Here is a 19,136-nt window from a genome sequence, read left to right as displayed (position 1 = left end):
GTCTAAGCGGCATCTGCGAGGGCCTGGGCAATCTCGCGTGTTGTCAATGCAGCTCCCCGTCCGTTGAGCACATCTGCCACGATCTGCGCGATGAGGGCATCCGACAGCGGTACACTGCGCTGTCGCACAGCGGCGATGCGCGCAATCATCAACCCCGCCCGCATGGAACATTCCGCGTCCGGCCAGACTTGCTTTTGCAATCCACGCACCAGCCGGACGATCTTGGTGCTCATCTCCGCATCCAGCCCGGTTCGGGAGGACACGATCCCGGCTTCGGTTGCGGCATTGTACCGCTTCAGCCGAAAGGTCAGCATCCGGTCCAGCAGCGCATCAGGAGAGCTGTTGACTCCGGCATAATCATGCGGGTTGGAGGTCAGGATGATCCGAAAGTCAGGGTGCGCTTCAATACAGGGTGCATCTGCAAGACGGTCGGTTGTGATCAGAATGCCTTCCTCCAGAACGCTCAACAAAATGCCGTTGGCCTTGGCGCTGGACCGGGTGAATTCATCATAGACCAACGTATGCCCCTCGCGCATCGCTTCCCCCAGCAATGAGGCTTCCCAATCGTAGCGCAGGCTTGCTTCGCTGCGGCGGACCCGCTGAACATATTTATCAACCACTGAATGGGCACTTTGGCCGACTTCCTTGCCAATCAGGTCATCGCTGCCCAGCCAGTCGTTCCCGGCCATAAGGGACACCTTGCGCCCCAGTCTGCGGGCAATTTCAAGCGCAATGGAGGTCTTGCCCAACCCCGCAGCGCCTTGAAAATTCAGCGGAACCCCTGCACGTGCATAAAACAGACCTCGTTTGACGAGGCTGGAAATCTCTTCTGTTTCAAAGAATGGGGAGGGCCGTTGCCCCCCGGACCAGGCCGACCGTTGCGCCCCTTGCGCGGCAACTTCTGTGCTGGGCCCCATAAGATGTGATGAACTCTCAAATTTGGTCACGCGGGGCCCCGGATGTTAGCAGATGCGTTTCTGCATCTGCCGTCACCATGCGTGCTTTGGCTTTATTTTCAGTTAATCAATGGGATTGAAGTTTTGATTTCCAAGGACCCGCTCCAACCCACCGGCGCTGGCACACCCCAGTCACACAATTTCCCCATCTCATTGCGGGGCAGCGCCGCGCCAAAGCGAACGGAGGCAGGCCGCGCGGGCGCTGGCAGGTGCCTGCACAGATGCCCATGTATCCGCTTTTCAAGATCCTGCGGGTGTTTGATCCCAGATGCGGGCACCACGAACGCTTTCAACCGCTCACCGTCCAGACGGACAGCGACGTCTGACACGCCCTCAACCTCCCGAATCCGCTCTGCCACCAGGGAGGGTTCGACATTCACCCCCGCGACCTGCACAATATGATCCAACCGGCCGTTCAGCTTGAACTGGCGGCTCCCCTGCCAGTCGATGCGGTCCTGCACGGGCAAGGCAACATCCGGATCTGACGCGCGGGCAATGCCGGTTGGCAACGGCACAAGATGCGGCAAGAGATCAAACGGCGCATCAAACGCCTTACGGCTGCCAAGTCCGCCCGTTTCTGTTGCGCCGTAAATCTCGATCATCCCATCTGGTCGCCCGTCCCCACAGCGCTGCCACGTCTCGGCAGTGCTTGGACCGGCAGAGGTGATGCCCTGCAAACCTTCCGGCAACGCCGCTCCGGCATGGGCCACCATCTGCCACGAAAAGGGTGTGCCGATCACCAGGTCGCCCGCCCGTCCATTCCGCGCGAGCGCAGAAGGCGCAAGGCGGTGCAGATCAACAACAGGTGCCCCCAGATACGCGGGCAAGAGGCAGGAAAAAAGGAACCCGTAGATATGATGGGGCGGGACGAGAGAAACGACGCGCGCGCAGGGCCGGGCCATTGCCAATGGGCCCTCACACAGCGCCTTCAATTCGGCTTCCAGCGTGTCGATCCCATGCACATGTGTGCGCACAGGCCCTGCGGTTCCGGATGTCGCAAATCCAAACGAAAGCCGGGTGTCAACCAAAACCAGATGATGCGTGACCACCTCAACCCACCGCCCCAGCGTGGGGGTCACCAGCAAATAGTCTTCCGCGCCCGTCTGGCTGAGCTGGAAAAACTGGTTAACCCGGCTGATCAACTCCAACCGGGACAAACTGTCAAAGCCCAGCGACGCCTCGTCAATGGCGATGGCATCCACCTGTGACGCAGACCGCCCAAGACTCAGGGCGGCCAGAGCCTGATCCTCCCGGATCAGGCCCCGCCTGTGCAAATCCGACTGCGCTTGCGTGATCAGCGCAAGCAGGACGCGGCGTATCGTTGCTTCATCCAGCCAGTGCGCTGGGCGCTCACTGCGCGCCTTCAAGTTCATACAGGAACTCTCCGATCAGGCTTTGATAATGGCGGCGGTAATCAGCGACCTTTGCGCGCAGATCCAGGGCATAGGCAGCCAGTTCCGCAGGGGCCGCCTTTGCCTCATCCAGACCCATGCCCAGATACACATCAGCGGCAGCATCATATTGAATCAGCTTCTCGATTGCTTCATCCAGATCGTCAAAAATCCATCCCTGCACCCGGTCTTCTTCCTTGTCAGAGACGAAGAACAGGCGGACCGTGGTCACGAACCTCTGATCATTGGTGCGGTACAGATTGATCTCGTACCAATAGGGCAGACTGGGCGAAAAGCTCATCGCCATGGCCAGCTCGCTCCCGTCAAAACTGATCGGACGGCCGCCCACGCGCTTGATACGACGGGATTGAGCGGGGAACTGGGCCACACCATTTTGTTGGGCGCCATGATCTGTCGGCGCGGGTTCCATCATTGAAGACATTGTTCTTTCCTTTCAAACAACGGATCGACGCTCTGCAAGCACTGACCCGTCAGGGAGTGAAATGCGGCAAGCACCTTGTCAGGTGCCAACCTGCGATATGGCGTTTGTTGGGCCAGGGCAGGCCCGACAATCTCTTGAACCCACTGACCCAGCCAGAACCTCAGCTGAAGACCGCTCTCCAACGTCAGATACCGGTAACTGGGGCGGATGCCTTGCCGCTCATCCGGGTTCAGGCTGACGGCGGCGTGAAGGCCCCCGGCGGCATCGACAAAAAGCGCGAATTCATGCGCAAACGCGTCAGTGCCTTCAGGCCAGTGCCCTTCAACGCGGAAGATCTCCGATCCAAGAAAGCGCACAGGTTTCGTGCCGTCCTGCCGCAAGAGAATGCGACCTGACGGACGGCCTGGAGCCACAGACATGTCCTCATCCGATTGCACCCGGTCGGGCTCGGGTCCGGGATCTGCTGGGGGCTTGGCTGCCGCAGGGGTACGCCGTGCCGCCAGCAAATGCCGTAACTCAGGTGAGATCGTGACCTCAACCGCAATCGCATCCGCTTGGTGCATGTCCGTGGCCCTGCTCAGGTGCGTTTCACAAACATCCAGCAGTTCTGCCCGTCGGGCTGCGACTTGAGGTGGATCTTCACCCCGACATCTGCGCCCTTATAGGCAAATGTATAGTCAAACATGACGTTGATCTGCCCCGTGCGATGGAACTTGAGAAACTCACCATGAAACCGCTTGCCCTTCGCACAGGGGGCGACGTCATTGAAAAAGTCCTTGCCAATCATGTCTTCCGGGGCACGGCTTGCGATCAGGCCTTCGGCCTTGTTGTACTTGGTGATCTTGCCATTGCGGTCCAGCATAACGGCGCCAAAAGGCAGGTATTCGGCACGCTGTGGCTCACGGCTGAGGATGTTGTCCAGATCCTGGCTGCCAAAGGGAATGATTTCCATTTTGAAGTCCTTACTTTTTCAGGTCGTTTAGTCGTCCATGTTCACGCCGGGCTCATTCGCAAGGAATGAATTCGATCGCGTCATCGACATGTCATGCAAACGTTTGAGGGGCTGAGAGCCGAATTCCTCGGGCTTTTGGGCCCGTCCTTCGGCTGCGGCCCATTTGTAGTCCATCTTGCCCAGTGACACGACGCACTGCGGGACCAGCTCAAACCGTTCTTTGAGGGCGTATTTGGCAGAATCGACCTCGATCGGTTCTGCCGCTTCGAATTCCAGCATCGCGGTGAGTTCTTCCACCACGCTTTCAGCTTCAAGTCGCGCTGTATTGCCGATCACCTCGGCAGCTGCCTGCAAGACCCATTCAGGATGTTCCCCCCGAATGATGAGCGCACGTGTCGGGTCGCGATACTCATACTGGCCGTCAGCTTCGCTAAGTTGTCCAATTTGGTTCATTCGTCCTTGCTCCTTCCGGCGCGGCAATGAAGTGCATGCCGCGACAATCTGCGGATGGGACGGTGATGCCGGGAATTAATGAAGAATGAGCAAACGATTGCGCCGCCAAAGCCATATGTTAGTTTCAATTCGGGGCGCTTTTTAGGGGTATGGGAGACATTAAGAATGTCCGGAATGGTAGAGATGTTTGTGCAGGACGGTGGCGAAGACGTCCTATATTACAGCTTCAGCTCAATCGCAGAGGCGTCAGAGATGCTGGCGTTCCTGAAAGAGTTCTTTCCGTCAGGCACCTTCCTGATCCAACCTCTCCGACATTGACCGCTTTTGAGTTAACCGTCGGATAACCAAGGCCTGTTATCGCAGTCGCACCCAAGAGAGAGCGTTGCGGTATGATGAACCTTTCGATGCGCACACATGGCCCTGTGCCGTCCGGCCCGGTGGGGGCGGATGATCCCAATGTGCAGGGCGCTATCACAACACCCGGCGGATGGGAAAAGCAGGTGGTCAAACGCCTTGGCAATCCGCCTCTGCGGTTTACTGGCCGGAGGCTTTGTCTCCATTGGCGGTACCTGGATGCGGAACAGCCCATTGAAATCGCTGTCTGGGAACGGCGGCAAAAGGGTTTTGTCCTCGGCCATCCCCGGCTTCATGAGGGGCAGGTGCGTGCAGATGCAGCACAGCTGAAGACGCTGGGTGACGCGGCGGATTTTCTCGAAGACCTGTGTCAAGCGGACCTCGCCGCGCCGTCAGGAGAGGAACCTCTCCTGAACCTGTTATCATCCCTGCACGTAAGGCTGCGCTTTCAGCAGCAGTTCGCCCTGCTTGTTGGGGAGGTTCTTGACCATTGGGACGCCATGCTTGCCGCCCATCCAGATGCCCTACATCAGAAGGAGCCGTTTCAGTGACCTTGTCAAAAGACTACCGCACCCGTGCCGCCCATGTTCGTCGGTCTGCCCGCGCGCATCTGAAGGAAATCCGCCGTGCCAGACTGGCGCGCAAAGATGCCGGCGGCATCGGGGATACCATGGACGATGCACCCCAGTTTCATGAAGAGATCGAAGATGTGATGCCTGTCGCTGAGGAGGCGGCGCATTCACCGCAGGTTGAGGAAGACACGCCGTCGTTTGACGACGACAGCAACCCGCCCATGGAAGAACCCGACGCGGGACCGGATTCTGATGCCGTTGAACATGCAGCCCTCGCTGACATGTTTGATGAGGCCCCCGACATGTCAGACATGCAACCAGACCCGCCAGCTGAAGCATCTGCACCATCGCCCGACCAAAACGTCGAACTGACAGAGGCATCTGACGATGACGCCGAAGATCAAGGAATCGCTGCTGTCGAAGACCCTTCGCCCCTCCCCGAAGCAGAACTGGCGGAGCCTGCCTCTGTCGAAGCAGAAGTGGATTTTGAAAGCAGCGATCTCAACACGTTACCCGGTGCGGGGCCAGGGCTGGTCTGGATGCTGCATCAATGCGGTGTCCGAAGCCTCGCTGATCTTGCCGCAAGCGATCCGGAGGTGTTGACCCCGAAACTGGGTGTCGTGGGGCAAATCCTCGACGTCAACAAATGGATCGACTTTGCATCAAGCGAACCGCCCCCTGCGCATTGATGATGGCCAAAAACAAAACATCCCGCACAGGGGCGGGATGTAGATCTTCCAATTTAGCCTTAGCGGGAAAGGTCTAGGCTTGAGGCGCCTTGCGCCGACGGCGCGACACAAGCGCCATCCCACCCAAACCGGTCAGCAAGAGACCCAGCGCTGCGGGCACCGGAACCACTGTTGCTTCGACGCGAAGATCGAAATCAGACTGGTCACGTGCGACGTTGTCCCAGCGTGCGATCAGGTACTTCGTCTCGCCTGCATCAAAAGTCGTGCGCAGGATGTCACCCGCCGCAAGCGCCGCGCCGGTGATCGTACCGAAAGACATGCCTGAACCGTCAAAGGCAGAGTTCCATTCCACCCGCGCGCCGACAAAGCTGTTGATGGGGTTGAGAGAGTTCGTTTCCAGCGCCGCAAGCGCCTGTGTGGCTGTAAAGCCAAACCAGGTCGACCCGCCGCCATCCACGGTGTCCCCCTCGATGTTCATGGAGAACACGCTGTCCGGTGAAATCCCCACGATTCCGTTGGTGACTGCGCCACCGCGCGTTGTAATGGTCAGTGCTTCCGCTGTCATGGGCAGCGCCATCATTGCGGCAGCAGCGCCTGCAATCAGGTAATTCTTCACGGTGTCTTCCCTTCCCCGATGTAGATGCCTGCGTTCGTTTCCGATCGCAGTGGATTAAGGCAAGAGCTATGCCGCTGAGCGGTAACAGTCGAGTCACAAGCGCGTTTTTGCAGTAACGAAAATCTGATTGGAGTCAGGGGCTTAGCGATGGGGCTGAATTTTTTAAAGAATTTCAATAGCTTGGAATGCGGCGAAATTGGGGCAAAATGGTCATATTCTACCTCTCCCGAGAGGATTTGTGCCGCTTTCGCATCAGTTCTCAGAAATTGAGCAAAGGTATTTTACCACTTTAGACTCGATTCCTATCCATAAGACTCAGAGAGAATCTACCCCTACCGGTCAGTTAGGGGCAGATTCGCTCAGAATCGTCTACCACCCTCATACAAACCGGTTGATGATGTTCTCCAGGATCTCCTGCTGCCCTGACCGGGGGTGCGGATCGATGCCCCCACCAGCAACTTTTTCCGCCACAGCTTCCAGATCCATCTCCAGCAGCGCCTGTCCTTCCGGGGTGTCCCAGCCCGCGTAGCGCGCTTTGCGCATCCGCTCCAGCGTGCCATCTTCCAGCATTGCCGCTGCTGCCTTCAGCCCGCGTGCGCAAACATCCATCGCACCGGCGTGGGCCGCGATCAGGTCCTCCGGACCCAGCGACTGCCGCCGCAGCTTGGCGTCGAAATTCGTGCCGCCGGTGATAAACCCGCCCCCCTTCAGGATTTCGTAATACGCCAGCGCGACCTCGGGCACATTGTTGGGGAACTGATCGGTGTCCCACCCGGATTGATAATCGTTGCGGTTCATGTCGATGGAGCCAAAGATCCCAAGCGCCTGCGCCATCGCGATCTCATGCTCGAAACTGTGACCCGCCAGAATGGCATGGCCCTGTTCGATGTTCATCTGCACTTCGTTCTCAAGCCCAAACCGCTTGAGAAAACCGTATACGGTCGAGACGTCATAATCGTACTGATGTTTGGTTGGCTCCTGTGGCTTTGGTTCCACCAGAATGGCGCCTTTGAAGCCGATCTTGTGCTTGTACTCCACCACCATGCTCAGGAACCTGCCCATATGCTCCGTCTCGGCGGCCAGATCGGTGTTGAGCAGGGTTTCATACCCCTCACGCCCGCCCCAAAGGACATAATTCTCACCCCCCAGCGCATGGGTGGCGTCCATACAGTTTTTCACCGTGGCAGCAGACCACGCATAAACATCCGGGTCGGGATTGGAGGCCGCGCCGGACATGAAACGACGGTGCGAAAACAGATTGGCCGTGCCCCACAAAAGCCGGGTGCCCGTCTGTTCCATCTTCTGTGCAAAAAGATCGGTGATCTCGGAAAAGCGCCGCGCGCTTTCGGCGAAGGTCGCCCCCTCGGGCCGAATATCCGCGTCATGAAAACAAAAGTACGGCGCGCCAAGGATTTGAAACATCTCAAACGCCACATCCGCCTTCAGCCGCGCATCCTCCATGGTTTCGCCAAACCATGGCCGCTCAAACGTCTGACCGCCAAAGGGGTCACCGCCCGGCCAGGCAAAACTGTGCCAATAGGCAACGGCAAAGCGCAGATGGTCCTCCATCCGTTTGCCCATCAGCATCTCGTCAGGATTGTAATGCCGAAAGGCGAGCCCCTTGCTGTCCGGATCAAAACGCAGGGGGGAGAGGGTGCCGAAGAAGTCGGTCATGGTGGGGCCTTTCATCAGGGGGAAGGGAGGGGGCCGCGGGCAGGTTGTCCCGCAGGTAAATGGCTGGCGTGATCGGTGGGTTATCGCGCAGGGGCAGCCGATCCGCCGCCTGCCGCATCATGTCGAGCGCGCGGTCCACCTCTTGTTCAGGCTGTTGGTCAATCACCGCATCCACCAGCCCCGTTTCAACCGCATGCCGCGCATCCGGCGTCAGTTCGTGCACAACGCAAAACGGGTGCGGCGCCACCGGGCGGCGCGCGGCCATCGTGCGAAAGATACCGCCATTGCCTGCGCCAAGGCCGTATATCGCTGAAATTTCAGGGTTTTCAGTCAGATGCCGGTGCAAGAGGTTCTCAACCAGCGGGTCCTGATCCAGCCCTTCGATGGGGGGCAGCACGTGCACATGCGGGAAATCCTGCGCCAGCACCGCTTGCGCGCCAGCCAGACGCTCCGCGTGGTCGCGCAGAGTGAGCGCGCCAAGAATGATCTGAACCACCCCATATCCTGCGGCATGCGCCATCCCGATCAGCCGTCCTGCGGTGCGCCCGGCGGCAACGTTGTCGACACCAACATACCCGACCGCTGCGGCATGGCTGACACCGGATACAAGCGTCACCACGGCAACCCCGTCTGACTGTAGGTCAGAGATCTCTTTCGAAACAGCCGGATCATCGATCCCGACAACCGCCAGCCCATCATATCCTTCGGATCGCAGTGCCCGAAGCTGACCAACCAATGCGGTGATATCAAACGCTTCTACGTCGAAAATCTGCAACTCCACCTGCCGGGCAGGGAAGGTGGCCGCGCGTTGTCTGATAATGTGCCGCATATGGTTAAAAAACGCATTTTCCCCGACAGGCAGGACAAACCCAAAACGGTAGACCCGTTTCTGGGACAGGTTTGCCGCCGCCACGTTGCGCACATAGCCAAGCTGCGCGACGGCCTCTTCCACCTTGGTGCGCGATTTCTCCGCCACGCCGCCGCGTGCGTTCACCACCCGATCCGCCGTTGCATAGCTGACCCCGGCACGGGTCGCCACGTCATTCAATGTGGGGGTGCGGGTCATGAAAGATCTGTGTTCCTGCGGAAGGGAAGGCGTAGGGCTGACAATAGGAGCAGTTCTGATATACGTCTATCAAAAAATGATAGGCGTCTGTCATTATAAGAAAAACTGCGTTGCCCGCCCGGCACCGGAAATTTGCAATTTCCCTAACATTTGCCCAGAGCCGTTCGTTTTCCAAGTTTTTCACCACCATTTCGATTGGAGAAACATGCAATTTCAACTAGTTTCCCCTGGGTAAAGACTTTTTAGTTGTATTCGTCCAGCAATCCATTTTTTGAAAATCGAGTGTCTATGTCTTCCGACTCCGTCCCAGAACGGGACCCACAGCCGTATGATGATCTGATTGGTCGCGTTTATGATGTGGCTCTCAATCCCGAGCGCTACATTGAATTGCGCGATACCTGGGAGAAACACTTCATCTCCGACCGGACCCGCTCCGCTGCGAACATGCAGCTGATCAATCCGGATATCTTCAGTCATTTCGAACGTGCGATTGACGTGCTGGACAAGCTCGACAGCATCAAGCCGCAGAACCCGACGCAGGAACTCCTTGCGCAGTTTGAAAACGTATCGGCCTTTATCCTGACGGGTCAGCAAAAGGTCATGGCGGCAAACACCGCAGCGCGCCAGAACCTCGGGATTGACAGCGGCTGCTCGATCAAGGCGCTGCCGATCTTTGAGGAAGACCGGGCCGAGCTTTCCCGCCAGGTGGCACGCATGATCCGCTCCGGCGCGGCGCCTGTGTCGATTTTCCGCGTGCGCAGTAACGTCAGCAACCGGTACATGATCGTGCAGATGCGGCGTGCGCAGCTTGAAAGCGGTGAGCCCATTGTCATTGCCGCCACTTCCGACCTGCGCTGGCCGGACGGGTTCAAGACGCTGCTGAAAGAAGCCTTCGATCTGTCCACGGCCGAGGCAGAGGTAGTCCGCCTGCTGATCGAATGTTGCAGCGTCAAGGAGATCGCGCAGACGCGGGGCCGGTCCGTGGATACAGTCCGGGCGCAGGTCAAGGCGATTTTCTCCAAGACGGAAACGACCAGCCAGGTCGAACTGGTGCGCCTGGTGCTGTCGATGATGGATATGGCGGCCATAACACTGGCTACAGACGCCAAACCAGCAGCACTTGATGGCGGTGATGGCACGCTCGAAGCCTTGCCCTACAATGCGATCACCGCAGATGACGGGCGCCGGTTGGAATACCTCGTGCTGGGCGACCCCAAAGGCAAACCGATCCTCTTTGTCACCTCCGAGTATGGATGTTTCCGCTGGCCTGCCAGCGCGGAGCGGGAGGCCAGGCGGCGCGGGATCAAGATTATCTCTCCGATGCGCGCTGGATACGGGAATTCTGATCTGGTCTCGCAAAGAGACGATTTATGTGAGCGCGTCGCGCGTGATCTGCTCTGTGTGCTGGATGCGGAAGGAGAGCAAAGCGTCACCGTCGTTTCACTGGTGGATGACCACATGTACGCCACCATGGCTGAAAAACTGCGCCCCGGTACCATGAACGCGCTCATCGCCACGGCAGGCGGCCTGCCGTTTCTGAGCGAAGAACAGGTGGACCGGATGGATAAATGGTTCCGCTTTGTGCAGGCCACCGCGCGGCTGACACCCAACATGCTGCCGTACATCATCAAGATGGGCTACCATCTGGCCCGCCGCCTTGGCCCGCATCGGTTTTTCCAGACGATCTATTCGGATTCTGCCGCTGACATGAAGACCCTTCAGGAGCCCGAAGTGCTGGAGGCGATGCTGACCTGTTCAGAGGTGCTGCTGGCCCAGAAAAGCAAGGCGGTTGATACTTTTGTCCGGCAAACCGTGCTGGAACAACAACCCTGGCTTCTGGACCATGTCAGATGGCTGAAAGGCCGGATGCCGGTGCATTTCCTCCTAGGGTTGGAAGACCCCGCCATGCCGGTCGAAAGCATCGCGGAACATCAACTGGCCTTCGAATGGATTGATTTCCGTCTCTACCCCGAGACGGGCCAGTTGCTGCTGTTCAAACACTGGCGCGATGTTCTGGATCTGGCCGAAGATTACCTCTGATCAGGCCGTTACCGCTGCCACGTGATCGCTGATCAACGCCTTGTAGAGCGTGCGAATGCGCGTTGTCACCGGTGCAGTGCCGTCGCCGATCGGCTTGCCGTCAATTTCGCTCACGATGGTCTGCGCGCCGAAGGTGCCGGTCAAAAAGGCCTCCTCCGCGCCATAAGCCTCATAGAGAGAGTAGTTTTTCTCCCGCACCGGGATGCCGTTGTCCCGGCACAGTTCAATGACCTTGGCGCGCGTCACCCCGTTCATGCAGTAATCCCCGGTTGAGGTCCAAACCTCGCCCTTGCGGACAATGAAAAAGTTGCAGGCGTTGGTGGTGTTCACGAACCCATGCGGATCCAGCATCAGCGCCTCATCCGCCCCCGCCTGTTCGGCCTGTAGGCAGGCAATCACACAATTCAGCTTGGAATGACTGTTCAACTTTGCGTCCTGCGCATGGGGCAGCCCCCGCACCTGCGGCACGCTCGCCAGCCGAATGCCCTGTGCGCCCAGATGGGCTGCGGGGCGCGAATGCTCCATGATGATCACCAACGTTGGCCCGGTCCGGCTGAGCGACGGATGCTGGAACGGCTTCACCTTGACCCCGCGCGTCAACATCAGCCGACAATGCACATCGGTGGTCATGCCATTGGCCGCCGCCGTCATCTCCAACGCGGCCTTTATGCCGGCGCGGTCCATGCCAACCTCAAGCGACACCGCTTTGCAGGAGGCGAAAAAGCGGTCCATATGTTCATCAAAGAACGCCCAGACCCCATCATAAAGGCGCATGCCTTCCCACATGCCGTCCCCCAGCAAGAACCCGGAATCGTAGACCGAAACAACCGCCTCATCCCGGTGATACAGCCTGCCGTTCACATAGATCTGGATGTCACGATTGCGCTGGTCTTCTTCAGCATCATGGGTGGTGGGGGCAGTATCAGGGATCACGGCATTCTCCGGCATCGAGGGGCAGGCTCCATCTGACAGCCGCTGGCCTGTGGACGCAAGCCCTGTCCGTGTTGCGCGGGGTTAACCATCTCTCCAACAATTGCTGCGATAGGTGGTCGCACGGCTGTCGGGATGGGGTGTCGGCTCCGTTCTGACAGCGCCGACAGACCAAGCGATGGAACCCAGATGTATGCCCCCTGAAACGCCTCCCCACACGTTCGAAGGGCAGCCGTTTCGCCCTGTGCAATGGGTCCTGAAAGCCCTTGTTTTGACAGCTGTTCTTGTCACCGGCATGCTGAATCCCGCGCAACCCATGGCGCAACGGCAGGCCGAACCGCCGGTACGGCTCGCCTATACTGAATTTGCACCCTATTCCTTTACCGGCCCGGATGGGACGGCGCAGGGGTTGGCCATTGATCTGGCCCGCCGTCTTCTCGAACCCGAAGGGCGCAGTTTGCAGGCCATTGCCGCACCAAACCCGGCATCAGTGATCGACCTTCTTAACCGGGGGGAGGCTGACATGTCCGCGCTGCTGGGTCAGACGGCGGCGCGCGCGCAGCTGGCAGGGCATACTTCATCTGTTGGCGCGCTCAGTGCGGTGATATTTGCCAAAAAGGCAGATGCGGCACGCACCCCGTCCAGCTTTTCCGGACAGCGCATCGGTGTTGTGTCTGGATCAGTTGGCATGTCGCTCGTCGATGCGGTCCCCTTTGCCGAGGTTGTAGAGCAACCCAATCTGGACAGGCTCATCATGGCGATGATGACCGAACAGGTCGATGCCGTCATTGCCCCATCGGACGGGTTTCACGCGCGCATGCGGTTGATGGGGATCGACCCGCTTGTCGAGGAAGTCCTGCCGCCGCTCGCCCGGTTTCCCTTTGTGTTCTATGTCAGCCCGTCGCAGCCCGGCCTTTTGTCGACGCTGGAAGACGAGATCACGCAGGGCCTGTCACCTGCCGAACTGCGCGCGCTTGATGAGATATGGTTTGGCGTCCCCACCCGCCCGATTGAGCGGGAGATCATCCTGTGGGGCAGCCTCGCCTTTGTCTTTCTGGCTTTGGCCACGCTTGCCGCTCTGCGTGGCAGTTTTGTCCACGCGCGACGGGCAAAGCGCCTCAGCAAGGAAACCGAAGAAAGCCGCTTGCTGATTGATGCGCTGAACGCAGTGGACGCGGCCATCGTGATCTTTGATCAGGATCTGCGCGCGGTGCATTGGAACACTGGCTTCTTCCGGGCCTTCCCTACCATGGTCGACCGGATGGAAAACGGCGTCGGCTACCGTGCCCTGATCGCGGAATGCTACATGGATGGCAGCATTGCCGCGATGCCCTCCAAGGAGGAAGCCGAAGACATGGCAGACAGCATGCTCAGAAAACTGACGACGGGGCAGACCACTCGGCGGATGATCAGATCCGTCGCCGGGCGGGTGTTCGAAGCGGCTGATTTTCGCATTGGTGCCCATCATTATGCTTCTGTGCGGGTGGACATGTCGCGGCTCTATGATCAGGCGGAGCTGATCAGGGAACAAAAGACCAAGCTGGAAACGGTGAACGAACAGCTTGAGCGTTTCAGCACGCTTGCCGCCCATGATCTCAAAGGCCCGCTGCTACAGCAATCCGCGCTGCTTGGTTTTATCGAAGAAGACATGTCAGAGGCGATGCAGGCCTATCCCGGCGATGTGGCGCAGAACCTCCACATCATGCGGACCTTGTGCGGGCGCATGACCCAGCTGGTGGGCGATCTGCTGGAACAGGCCCAGACAGATCAGGACAACGAATTACCCCGGCGCTTCCAGCCCAGAGACCGTCTGCCCGCCATCCTCCAACTGGCCGGCATTCCCGCCAGTTTCGATGTGGAGGTCGCGTCGGACATGCCGGAAGTGACCCTCATGCCCGCCGCATTTGACACCGTCCTGCGCAATCTCATCTCCAACGCTGCCAAACATCACAACGCCAAAGAAGGGTCGATCCGCGTGACCGGACACTGCGAAGGCAACTGGGTTGTCATCGAAGTGGCGGATGACGGCCCCGGCATCCCGGACGCCCACCGCGCCCGCATCTTTGAGCCATTCCAGCGGCTCAGCACCACGAAGGAGGGGTTCGGCCTGGGTCTCGCGTTCATTCAGAAAACCGTCACCTCATGGGGCGGGGAGATCTTTGTCTCCTGCCCGCCGTCCGGCGGCAGCGTGTTTCGGTTCACCATACCAAAGGTCCCCGCTGCGCTGCTGGCGTTGAAACAACCGCAGTTACAGGCGGGAAAGCCGCATTAGACCCGGTTTGGCGGGGTCTGTCCGGCAAAGAAGGCCTTCAGGTTGTCAACCGCCATCATCCCCATCTGTTCGCGCACTTCCAGCGCCGAGGTCCCCAGATGCGGCAGCAGCGTGACGTTCTCCATCGCCACAAGTGCGGCTGGCACCTTGGGTTCAAGCTCATAGACATCAAGCCCCGCCCCGGCGATTGCGCCGTGCTGCAAGGCGTCGATCAACGCTGCTTCATCCACCACATCGCCCCGCGCGATGTTGATCAGAAAGGCGTGCTTTGACATCGCAGACAGGGCCGCCGCATCGATCAGGTGATGGGTTTGCGGGGTAGCCGGAACAGCCAGCACAACCACATCCGCAGCCGCCAGGACGGACGCGAGATCAGGCAGCTGCCGCGCCGGAAACGGCAGATCTGTAACCGGGGACCGGTTGTAGAAGACCACCTCCATCCCAAACCCGGCCTGCGCGCGCTGCGCGATGGCCTTGCCGATCCGCCCCATCCCGACAATGCCAATCCGCTTGCCGGTCACATGCATCCCCAGCAGTTGCGTGGGATGCCAACCTTCCCATGCGCCCGCCCGCACCATGCGTTCGCCTTCGCCCGCGCGGCGGCAGGTCATCAGCATCAGGGTCATTGCAATATCCGCTGTGGCATCTGTCACCGCGCCGGGGGTGTTGGTCACCACAACCCCTGCCGCCCGCGCGGCCTGTGCATCAATATGGTTAAACCCCACCCCGAAATTCGCCAGGATCCGGCACCGGTGTGCGCCCTGCAAGGCCTCTGCGGTGAACTGATCCCCCAGCGTTGGCAGAACCGCGTCATACCCGCTCAATGCCTCGGCGATTTCTGCCGGGCTCAGCGGAGTGTTCTGCGGGCGCAGCGCGACATCGAAGGTCTCCTGCGCGGCGGCCACAACCCTGTCCGGCAAGGGGCGCGTGATCAGCAATTTGCTCATACAGCACCTCCAAGGGGCGGCATCTGCACACCCAACTCTGCCAGCCTCGCATGCAGGCGGTCCATCAACCGATCCACTTCCGCCGCCGTCACCGCATCCAGCATCGCACCGGGCGATCGCACCGCGGCAGAGGCGATGACCCCCCGCCGGGCCAGCACATGTTTGCGCACGGCCAATCCCAGCCCCGGCTGCATCTCAAACCGGATCAGCGGCATATAGGCGTCAAACAGATCCTGCGCCCGATCTGCGTTACCCGCCGCCATCTGCCTGCACACCTCAACCATCATCTCCGGATAGGCAAAGCCGGTCATCGCACCGTCTGCCCCGCGCGCGATTTCCTCCGGCAGGAAACTGCCGCCATTCCCGCACAGGACCGAAATGCGCCGCCGCCCTGTAGCTTCAGCAGCGCGCAGTTTGCTGATCTTGCTCAAACCCGGCCAGTCTTCATGTTTCAGCATCACGATCGACGGCAGTTCATCAATGACCCGCCCCAGCACATCGTCGCTGATGTGTACGCCCGTTGTCAGCGGAAAATCCTGCAACACCACCGGCGTGTCCGGGCCAAGCGCCTCCACTACACCCCGATAATACCCATGAATCTGCGGATCGGTCTTCAACGTGCCGGGCGGGGCCACCATCACACCCGCAGCCCCCATGCCCATCACCTGCGCCGACAGCGACGTGAGGGCCGCCAATCCGGGCGAGGACACGCCAACAACCACCGGCACGTCCCCGGCGCGCTTGATCACCCGGCGCGCCACGTCCGAGGATTCATCCGGCGTCAGCTTGCCCGCTTCCCCCATGATGCCCAGAATGGTCAGCCCGTCGGCCCCCGCATCCAGATAGAAATCCGTCACCCGGTCGAGCGAGGCCCAGTCAATCGCCCCCTCCGGCGTGAACGGCGTCACGGAGATGACAAAAACCCCCTTCGCCGCTTCGGTCAGTCTGGCCATCTTGTTCCTCCTCGCCGCGATGCTGGCAGGAAGGTGCGTCAACACGCTTCGACCCGCAAGGGGCGCGGGACAGGTTTCCGCGCCCTGACCCCGACGGATGGCGGAAAAGGACTGGCAATTTGCATCCACTGATGTCTTCTTCACGTGAAAACAACAACGACAGCCGCGCAGATGTCGCTTGTCGCAATGCTCACAAGGATCCCGCCCATGAAAAAACTCGTCCTCACCGGTGCTGCCGGCCGTCTCGGCTCTCACCTGCGCGCGCCCCTGTCGCAGATGTGCGACACGCTGGTGTCCACCGATATCGCCGACAGCATCAGCGATCTGCATGCCAACGAAACCTACGTCAAAGCCGATCTGGCGGACTTCGACGCCATGGTGTCTTTGCTGGAGGGCGCCGACATGGTGGTGCACTTCGGCGCCATCGTGGATGAGGCCCCCTTTGAAGAACTGCTCGGCCCGAACTTCATCGGCGCCTACAACATCTGGGAAGCCGCGCACCGCAATGGCCTGCGCCGCGTGGTCTATGCCTCCTCCATCCACGCGGTTGGGATGTATCCCAAGAACGAATGTATCGGCATCGACGCGGCGCACCGGCCGGACACCTTCTATGGCCTTGCCAAGTGCTTTGCCGAAGATCTGGCGAGCATGTATTGGGACAAACGCGGGCTGGAAGCGGTCTGCTTGCGCATCCTCAGCTGTGCGCAGGTCACAAACCCCCGCGCGGTGGGCAGTTGGCTCAGCTATGATGACCTGATCCAGCTGGTCACACGGTCTGTCGACACGCCAATCACGGGTTTCTCCATCATCTATGGCGTGTCGAACAACGACCGCGCGCCGGTCGACAACAGCGGTGCCGCGCATCTGGGCTACCGCCCCAAGGACAACGCCGAACAATTCGCCAAGGAAATCTACGCCGAAGCAGGCCCCCTTGATCCGCAAGATCCGGCAAACTTCCTGCATGGTGGCCCATTTGCGGCCGTTGACCTTGGCAACAGCGGCATGGCTTTGCTCAACCTCAAGGAAGAGGATCGGCCCTGACCTCACCCCGTCGGTTTACGCGGGCCCGGATGTGACCCATAAAGGCGGGGCCGTTTTGAACCCGCCCAAGGAGCCCTGTCCATGACCCAAAGACGCAAGATCGCCGCTGGCAACTGGAAGATGTTCGGCACCTCCGGCGACCTGCCCGAACTGGTGGCGATTGGACAGGCGGCAGCGGGTCTGTCCGGGATTGAGACAGTGCTGGGCCTGCCCGCAACCCTCCTGACCCGTGCGACAGGCAACAGGGTTTCGCTGGGCGGGCAGGATTGTCATGCGGCAGCCCAGGGCGCGCATACCGGAGACACCTCTGCCGGGATGCTGGCAGATGCCGGCGCGGATTTCGTCATCCTGGGCCATTCCGAGCGCCGCAGCGATCATGGTGAAACCGACGATCAGGTCGCCGCCAAGGCGCAGGCCGCATGGGCCGCAGGCCTCACCGCCATCATCTGCATCGGAGAGACCCGCGCGGAATATGAGGAAGGCCGCACGCTGGACGTGCTCCGCAGGCAGATCGCAGGCTCTCTGCCCGAAGGGGCCACGGCGCAGAACACTGTTCTGGCCTATGAACCCGTCTGGGCCATTGGCACCGGGCTGACCCCGACGGCGGATGAAATTCAGGCCGTCCACGCAGAGGTCCGCGCGATGCTGGACGCACAACTGCCCGAGGGGGCCACGCTTTCGGTACTCTATGGCGGGTCCGTTAAACCGGGCAATGCGGCAGAGATTTTTGGCCTCGCCGATGTGGATGGCGGGCTGGTCGGGGGCGCATCGCTCAAGGCCGCTGACTTCGTGCCGATCATGGAAGCCCTCGCACAGGCCTAGCGGTGGTGCGCCTCACTGAAACCCGCAACGGGTGTTGGTTTATTGGCCGCATAGAGGGTCTCTTCAAACTCTGATGTCTCTGGCCAAGGGGTCACGATCTGCGGATGGGCCTGTGCCGTGACGGGCACGTCCTTGCGCGCGGATGCCGCACCAAGGGAACGCAGGCGCACCCGGCCAAGACCGATTGCCGCCAGGATCGCGCCATACAGGACAAACAGATACATCGGATAGGCCAGCAGCACCGGGTCAAAGCTGCCCACCGACAACAGCGCAAACCCCGATGCGACAAAGGACACCACCCAGGTCACGGATGTCTCGCTCCCCGGATCGCGGTAGGTCTTGACGACTGTCGCCGCCCCACCCAGCAAGCTGATGCTGATCGTGACGGCCAGCGCATAGGCCGCCGATTCTGTGAAGTACCACAAGACAAGTCCGAACCCGGCTGCCATGAAGATCAGATGATCCGTGTGGCGCAACCTGTTGTTCGTGCCCACCCAGCTTGACAGCCCAAACACCAAAACCGTGCAGGACACCTGCACCCCGGCAAACAACAGCGACGGGCCGGCCCCTTCGTGGATCTGTGACACCAGCGCAATCGTGCTCAGCACCGACCAGATCAGCCATGAGGCGCGCTGCGGTCTGGTGCGCCCCGCGATGGTGTCCTTGATGTAGGGAATATAGGCAAAAACGCTCAGCACACCGGACAGAATGCCAAAAAGAACAACTGTTGGCGTGTCCTGAAAAAGGGTTTCAATCATCAAAAAATCCGCACCTGAAATATCTGTCGTCAGTGGTGCGAGGAGGGGAAAACCGACCCGGAAATATCGAGCCTTTCCTGATCCCTGTCTGCGACCACGGGGAATGGGTAACAGACTGGCAGGCAGGCAGGCCTTTGCCATCCTCCAAATGGGGTAAAGCGCCCGGTGGCGGTCTTTTTAACGGAAAGGGAAACGCACCTTAACGGAA

The 19,136-nt window shown here is 59.9% G+C and carries 20 protein-coding genes; 7 read left to right on the top strand and 13 right to left on the bottom strand.

Annotated features, from left to right (window positions below):
• Nucleotides 1-2: 2 nt before the first annotated feature.
• From Q1A91_RS20035 to Q1A91_RS20010, 6 genes are all read right to left on the bottom strand, one after another.
• The gene (locus Q1A91_RS20035; protein ID WP_299881889.1) at nucleotides 3-917 is read right to left on the bottom strand and encodes an AAA family ATPase; all 915 of its coding nucleotides are present in this window, start codon (nucleotides 915-917) and stop codon (nucleotides 3-5) included.
• Nucleotides 918-1,015: 98 nt separating this feature from the next.
• Entirely contained in the window at nucleotides 1,016-2,329 is a 1,314-nt protein-coding gene (gene pcl, locus Q1A91_RS20030; RefSeq protein WP_299881887.1) for a 4-coumarate--CoA ligase, read from the bottom strand.
• Nucleotides 2,307-2,789 (bottom strand): hypothetical protein, encoded by a 483-nt coding sequence (locus tag Q1A91_RS20025; protein WP_299881885.1) that lies wholly within the window; start codon nucleotides 2,787-2,789, stop codon nucleotides 2,307-2,309. The genes pcl and Q1A91_RS20025 overlap by 23 nt, the downstream gene beginning before the upstream one ends.
• Nucleotides 2,777-3,352: a hypothetical protein gene (locus Q1A91_RS20020; RefSeq protein WP_299881883.1), complete on the bottom strand. Its 576-nt coding sequence runs from the start codon at nucleotides 3,350-3,352 to the stop codon at nucleotides 2,777-2,779. The genes Q1A91_RS20025 and Q1A91_RS20020 overlap by 13 nt, the downstream gene beginning before the upstream one ends.
• Nucleotides 3,353-3,366: 14 nt before the next feature.
• Entirely contained in the window at nucleotides 3,367-3,741 is a 375-nt protein-coding gene (pyp, locus tag Q1A91_RS20015) for a photoactive yellow protein (RefSeq protein WP_299881882.1), read from the bottom strand.
• A gap of 27 nt (nucleotides 3,742-3,768) precedes the next feature.
• Nucleotides 3,769-4,194 carry a hypothetical protein gene (locus Q1A91_RS20010; RefSeq protein WP_299881881.1) on the bottom strand — a complete coding sequence of 142 codons (426 nt, stop codon included), beginning with the start codon at nucleotides 4,192-4,194 and terminating at the stop codon, nucleotides 3,769-3,771.
• A gap of 165 nt (nucleotides 4,195-4,359) precedes the next feature.
• Between Q1A91_RS20010 and Q1A91_RS20005 the strand changes: the two genes are divergently transcribed.
• From Q1A91_RS20005 to Q1A91_RS19995, 3 genes are all read left to right on the top strand, one after another.
• Nucleotides 4,360-4,512, top strand: coding sequence for a hypothetical protein (locus tag Q1A91_RS20005; RefSeq protein WP_299881879.1), 153 nt, complete (start codon nucleotides 4,360-4,362; stop codon nucleotides 4,510-4,512).
• Nucleotides 4,513-4,583: 71 nt separating this feature from the next.
• Nucleotides 4,584-5,099, top strand: a complete 516-nt coding sequence (locus Q1A91_RS20000; protein ID WP_299881877.1) for a hypothetical protein — start codon at nucleotides 4,584-4,586, stop codon at nucleotides 5,097-5,099.
• On the top strand, nucleotides 5,096-5,809 hold the full coding sequence (locus Q1A91_RS19995; protein WP_299881875.1) for a hypothetical protein: 714 nt from the start codon (nucleotides 5,096-5,098) through the stop codon (nucleotides 5,807-5,809). Before Q1A91_RS20000 ends, Q1A91_RS19995 begins: the two co-directional genes overlap by 4 nt.
• Before the next feature lie 73 nt (nucleotides 5,810-5,882).
• Here the strand turns inward: Q1A91_RS19995 and Q1A91_RS19990 are convergent, their stop codons facing one another.
• The 3 genes from Q1A91_RS19990 to Q1A91_RS19980 all read right to left on the bottom strand — a co-directional run bounded on the left by Q1A91_RS19990 (nucleotide 5,883) and on the right by Q1A91_RS19980 (nucleotide 9,165).
• Nucleotides 5,883-6,425, bottom strand: coding sequence for a VPLPA-CTERM sorting domain-containing protein (locus Q1A91_RS19990; protein ID WP_299881873.1), 543 nt, complete (start codon nucleotides 6,423-6,425; stop codon nucleotides 5,883-5,885).
• A 378-nt stretch (nucleotides 6,426-6,803) separates the two neighbouring features.
• Nucleotides 6,804-8,099 carry a xylose isomerase gene (gene xylA / locus Q1A91_RS19985; RefSeq protein WP_299881871.1) on the bottom strand — a complete coding sequence of 432 codons (1,296 nt, stop codon included), beginning with the start codon at nucleotides 8,097-8,099 and terminating at the stop codon, nucleotides 6,804-6,806.
• Nucleotides 8,059-9,165 carry a LacI family DNA-binding transcriptional regulator gene (locus Q1A91_RS19980; protein ID WP_299881869.1) on the bottom strand — a complete coding sequence of 369 codons (1,107 nt, stop codon included), beginning with the start codon at nucleotides 9,163-9,165 and terminating at the stop codon, nucleotides 8,059-8,061. The genes xylA and Q1A91_RS19980 overlap by 41 nt, the downstream gene beginning before the upstream one ends.
• 288 nt (nucleotides 9,166-9,453) lie before the next feature.
• Between Q1A91_RS19980 and Q1A91_RS19975 the strand changes: the two genes are divergently transcribed.
• Entirely contained in the window at nucleotides 9,454-11,205 is a 1,752-nt protein-coding gene (locus tag Q1A91_RS19975; protein ID WP_299881867.1) for a helix-turn-helix transcriptional regulator, read from the top strand.
• Here the strand turns inward: Q1A91_RS19975 and Q1A91_RS19970 are convergent, their stop codons facing one another.
• Nucleotides 11,206-12,135, bottom strand: a complete 930-nt coding sequence (locus Q1A91_RS19970; protein ID WP_299881955.1) for an aminotransferase class IV — start codon at nucleotides 12,133-12,135, stop codon at nucleotides 11,206-11,208. It abuts the gene before it with no gap.
• Between the two features lie 295 nt (nucleotides 12,136-12,430).
• Between Q1A91_RS19970 and Q1A91_RS19965 the strand changes: the two genes are divergently transcribed.
• Nucleotides 12,431-14,407 (top strand): ATP-binding protein, encoded by a 1,977-nt coding sequence (locus Q1A91_RS19965; RefSeq protein ID WP_299881865.1) that lies wholly within the window; start codon nucleotides 12,431-12,433, stop codon nucleotides 14,405-14,407.
• Here the strand turns inward: Q1A91_RS19965 and Q1A91_RS19960 are convergent.
• Together Q1A91_RS19960 and Q1A91_RS19955 are read right to left on the bottom strand one after the other, a co-directional pair.
• A complete protein-coding gene (locus Q1A91_RS19960) occupies nucleotides 14,404-15,354 on the bottom strand; it encodes a D-glycerate dehydrogenase (RefSeq protein ID WP_299881863.1) in 951 nt (316 codons plus the stop codon). The genes Q1A91_RS19965 and Q1A91_RS19960 overlap by 4 nt on opposite strands.
• Nucleotides 15,351-16,307, bottom strand: a complete 957-nt coding sequence (locus Q1A91_RS19955; RefSeq protein WP_299881861.1) for a dihydrodipicolinate synthase family protein — start codon at nucleotides 16,305-16,307, stop codon at nucleotides 15,351-15,353. The genes Q1A91_RS19960 and Q1A91_RS19955 overlap by 4 nt, the downstream gene beginning before the upstream one ends.
• A gap of 207 nt (nucleotides 16,308-16,514) precedes the next feature.
• On the opposite strand from Q1A91_RS19955, the gene Q1A91_RS19950 reads away from it, so the two are divergent.
• Together Q1A91_RS19950 and tpiA are read left to right on the top strand one after the other, a co-directional pair.
• Nucleotides 16,515-17,348: an NAD(P)-dependent oxidoreductase gene (locus Q1A91_RS19950; RefSeq protein ID WP_299881859.1), complete on the top strand. Its 834-nt coding sequence runs from the start codon at nucleotides 16,515-16,517 to the stop codon at nucleotides 17,346-17,348.
• 81 nt (nucleotides 17,349-17,429) lie between these two features.
• Nucleotides 17,430-18,170, top strand: coding sequence for a triose-phosphate isomerase (gene tpiA, locus Q1A91_RS19945; RefSeq protein ID WP_299881857.1), 741 nt, complete (start codon nucleotides 17,430-17,432; stop codon nucleotides 18,168-18,170).
• Here tpiA and Q1A91_RS19940 read toward each other — a convergent pair.
• The gene (locus Q1A91_RS19940; RefSeq protein WP_299881855.1) at nucleotides 18,167-18,928 is read right to left on the bottom strand and encodes a hypothetical protein; all 762 of its coding nucleotides are present in this window, start codon (nucleotides 18,926-18,928) and stop codon (nucleotides 18,167-18,169) included. The genes tpiA and Q1A91_RS19940 overlap by 4 nt on opposite strands.
• Nucleotides 18,929-19,136: the final 208 nt, after the last annotated feature.

Origin of the sequence: uncultured Sulfitobacter sp. (genome assembly GCF_947500075.1) — a bacterium.
Lineage (GTDB): Bacteria > Pseudomonadota > Alphaproteobacteria > Rhodobacterales > Rhodobacteraceae > Sulfitobacter.
The sequence above is the reverse complement of the archived record's forward strand: the minus strand, read 5'-3'. Positions and strand labels throughout refer to the sequence as shown.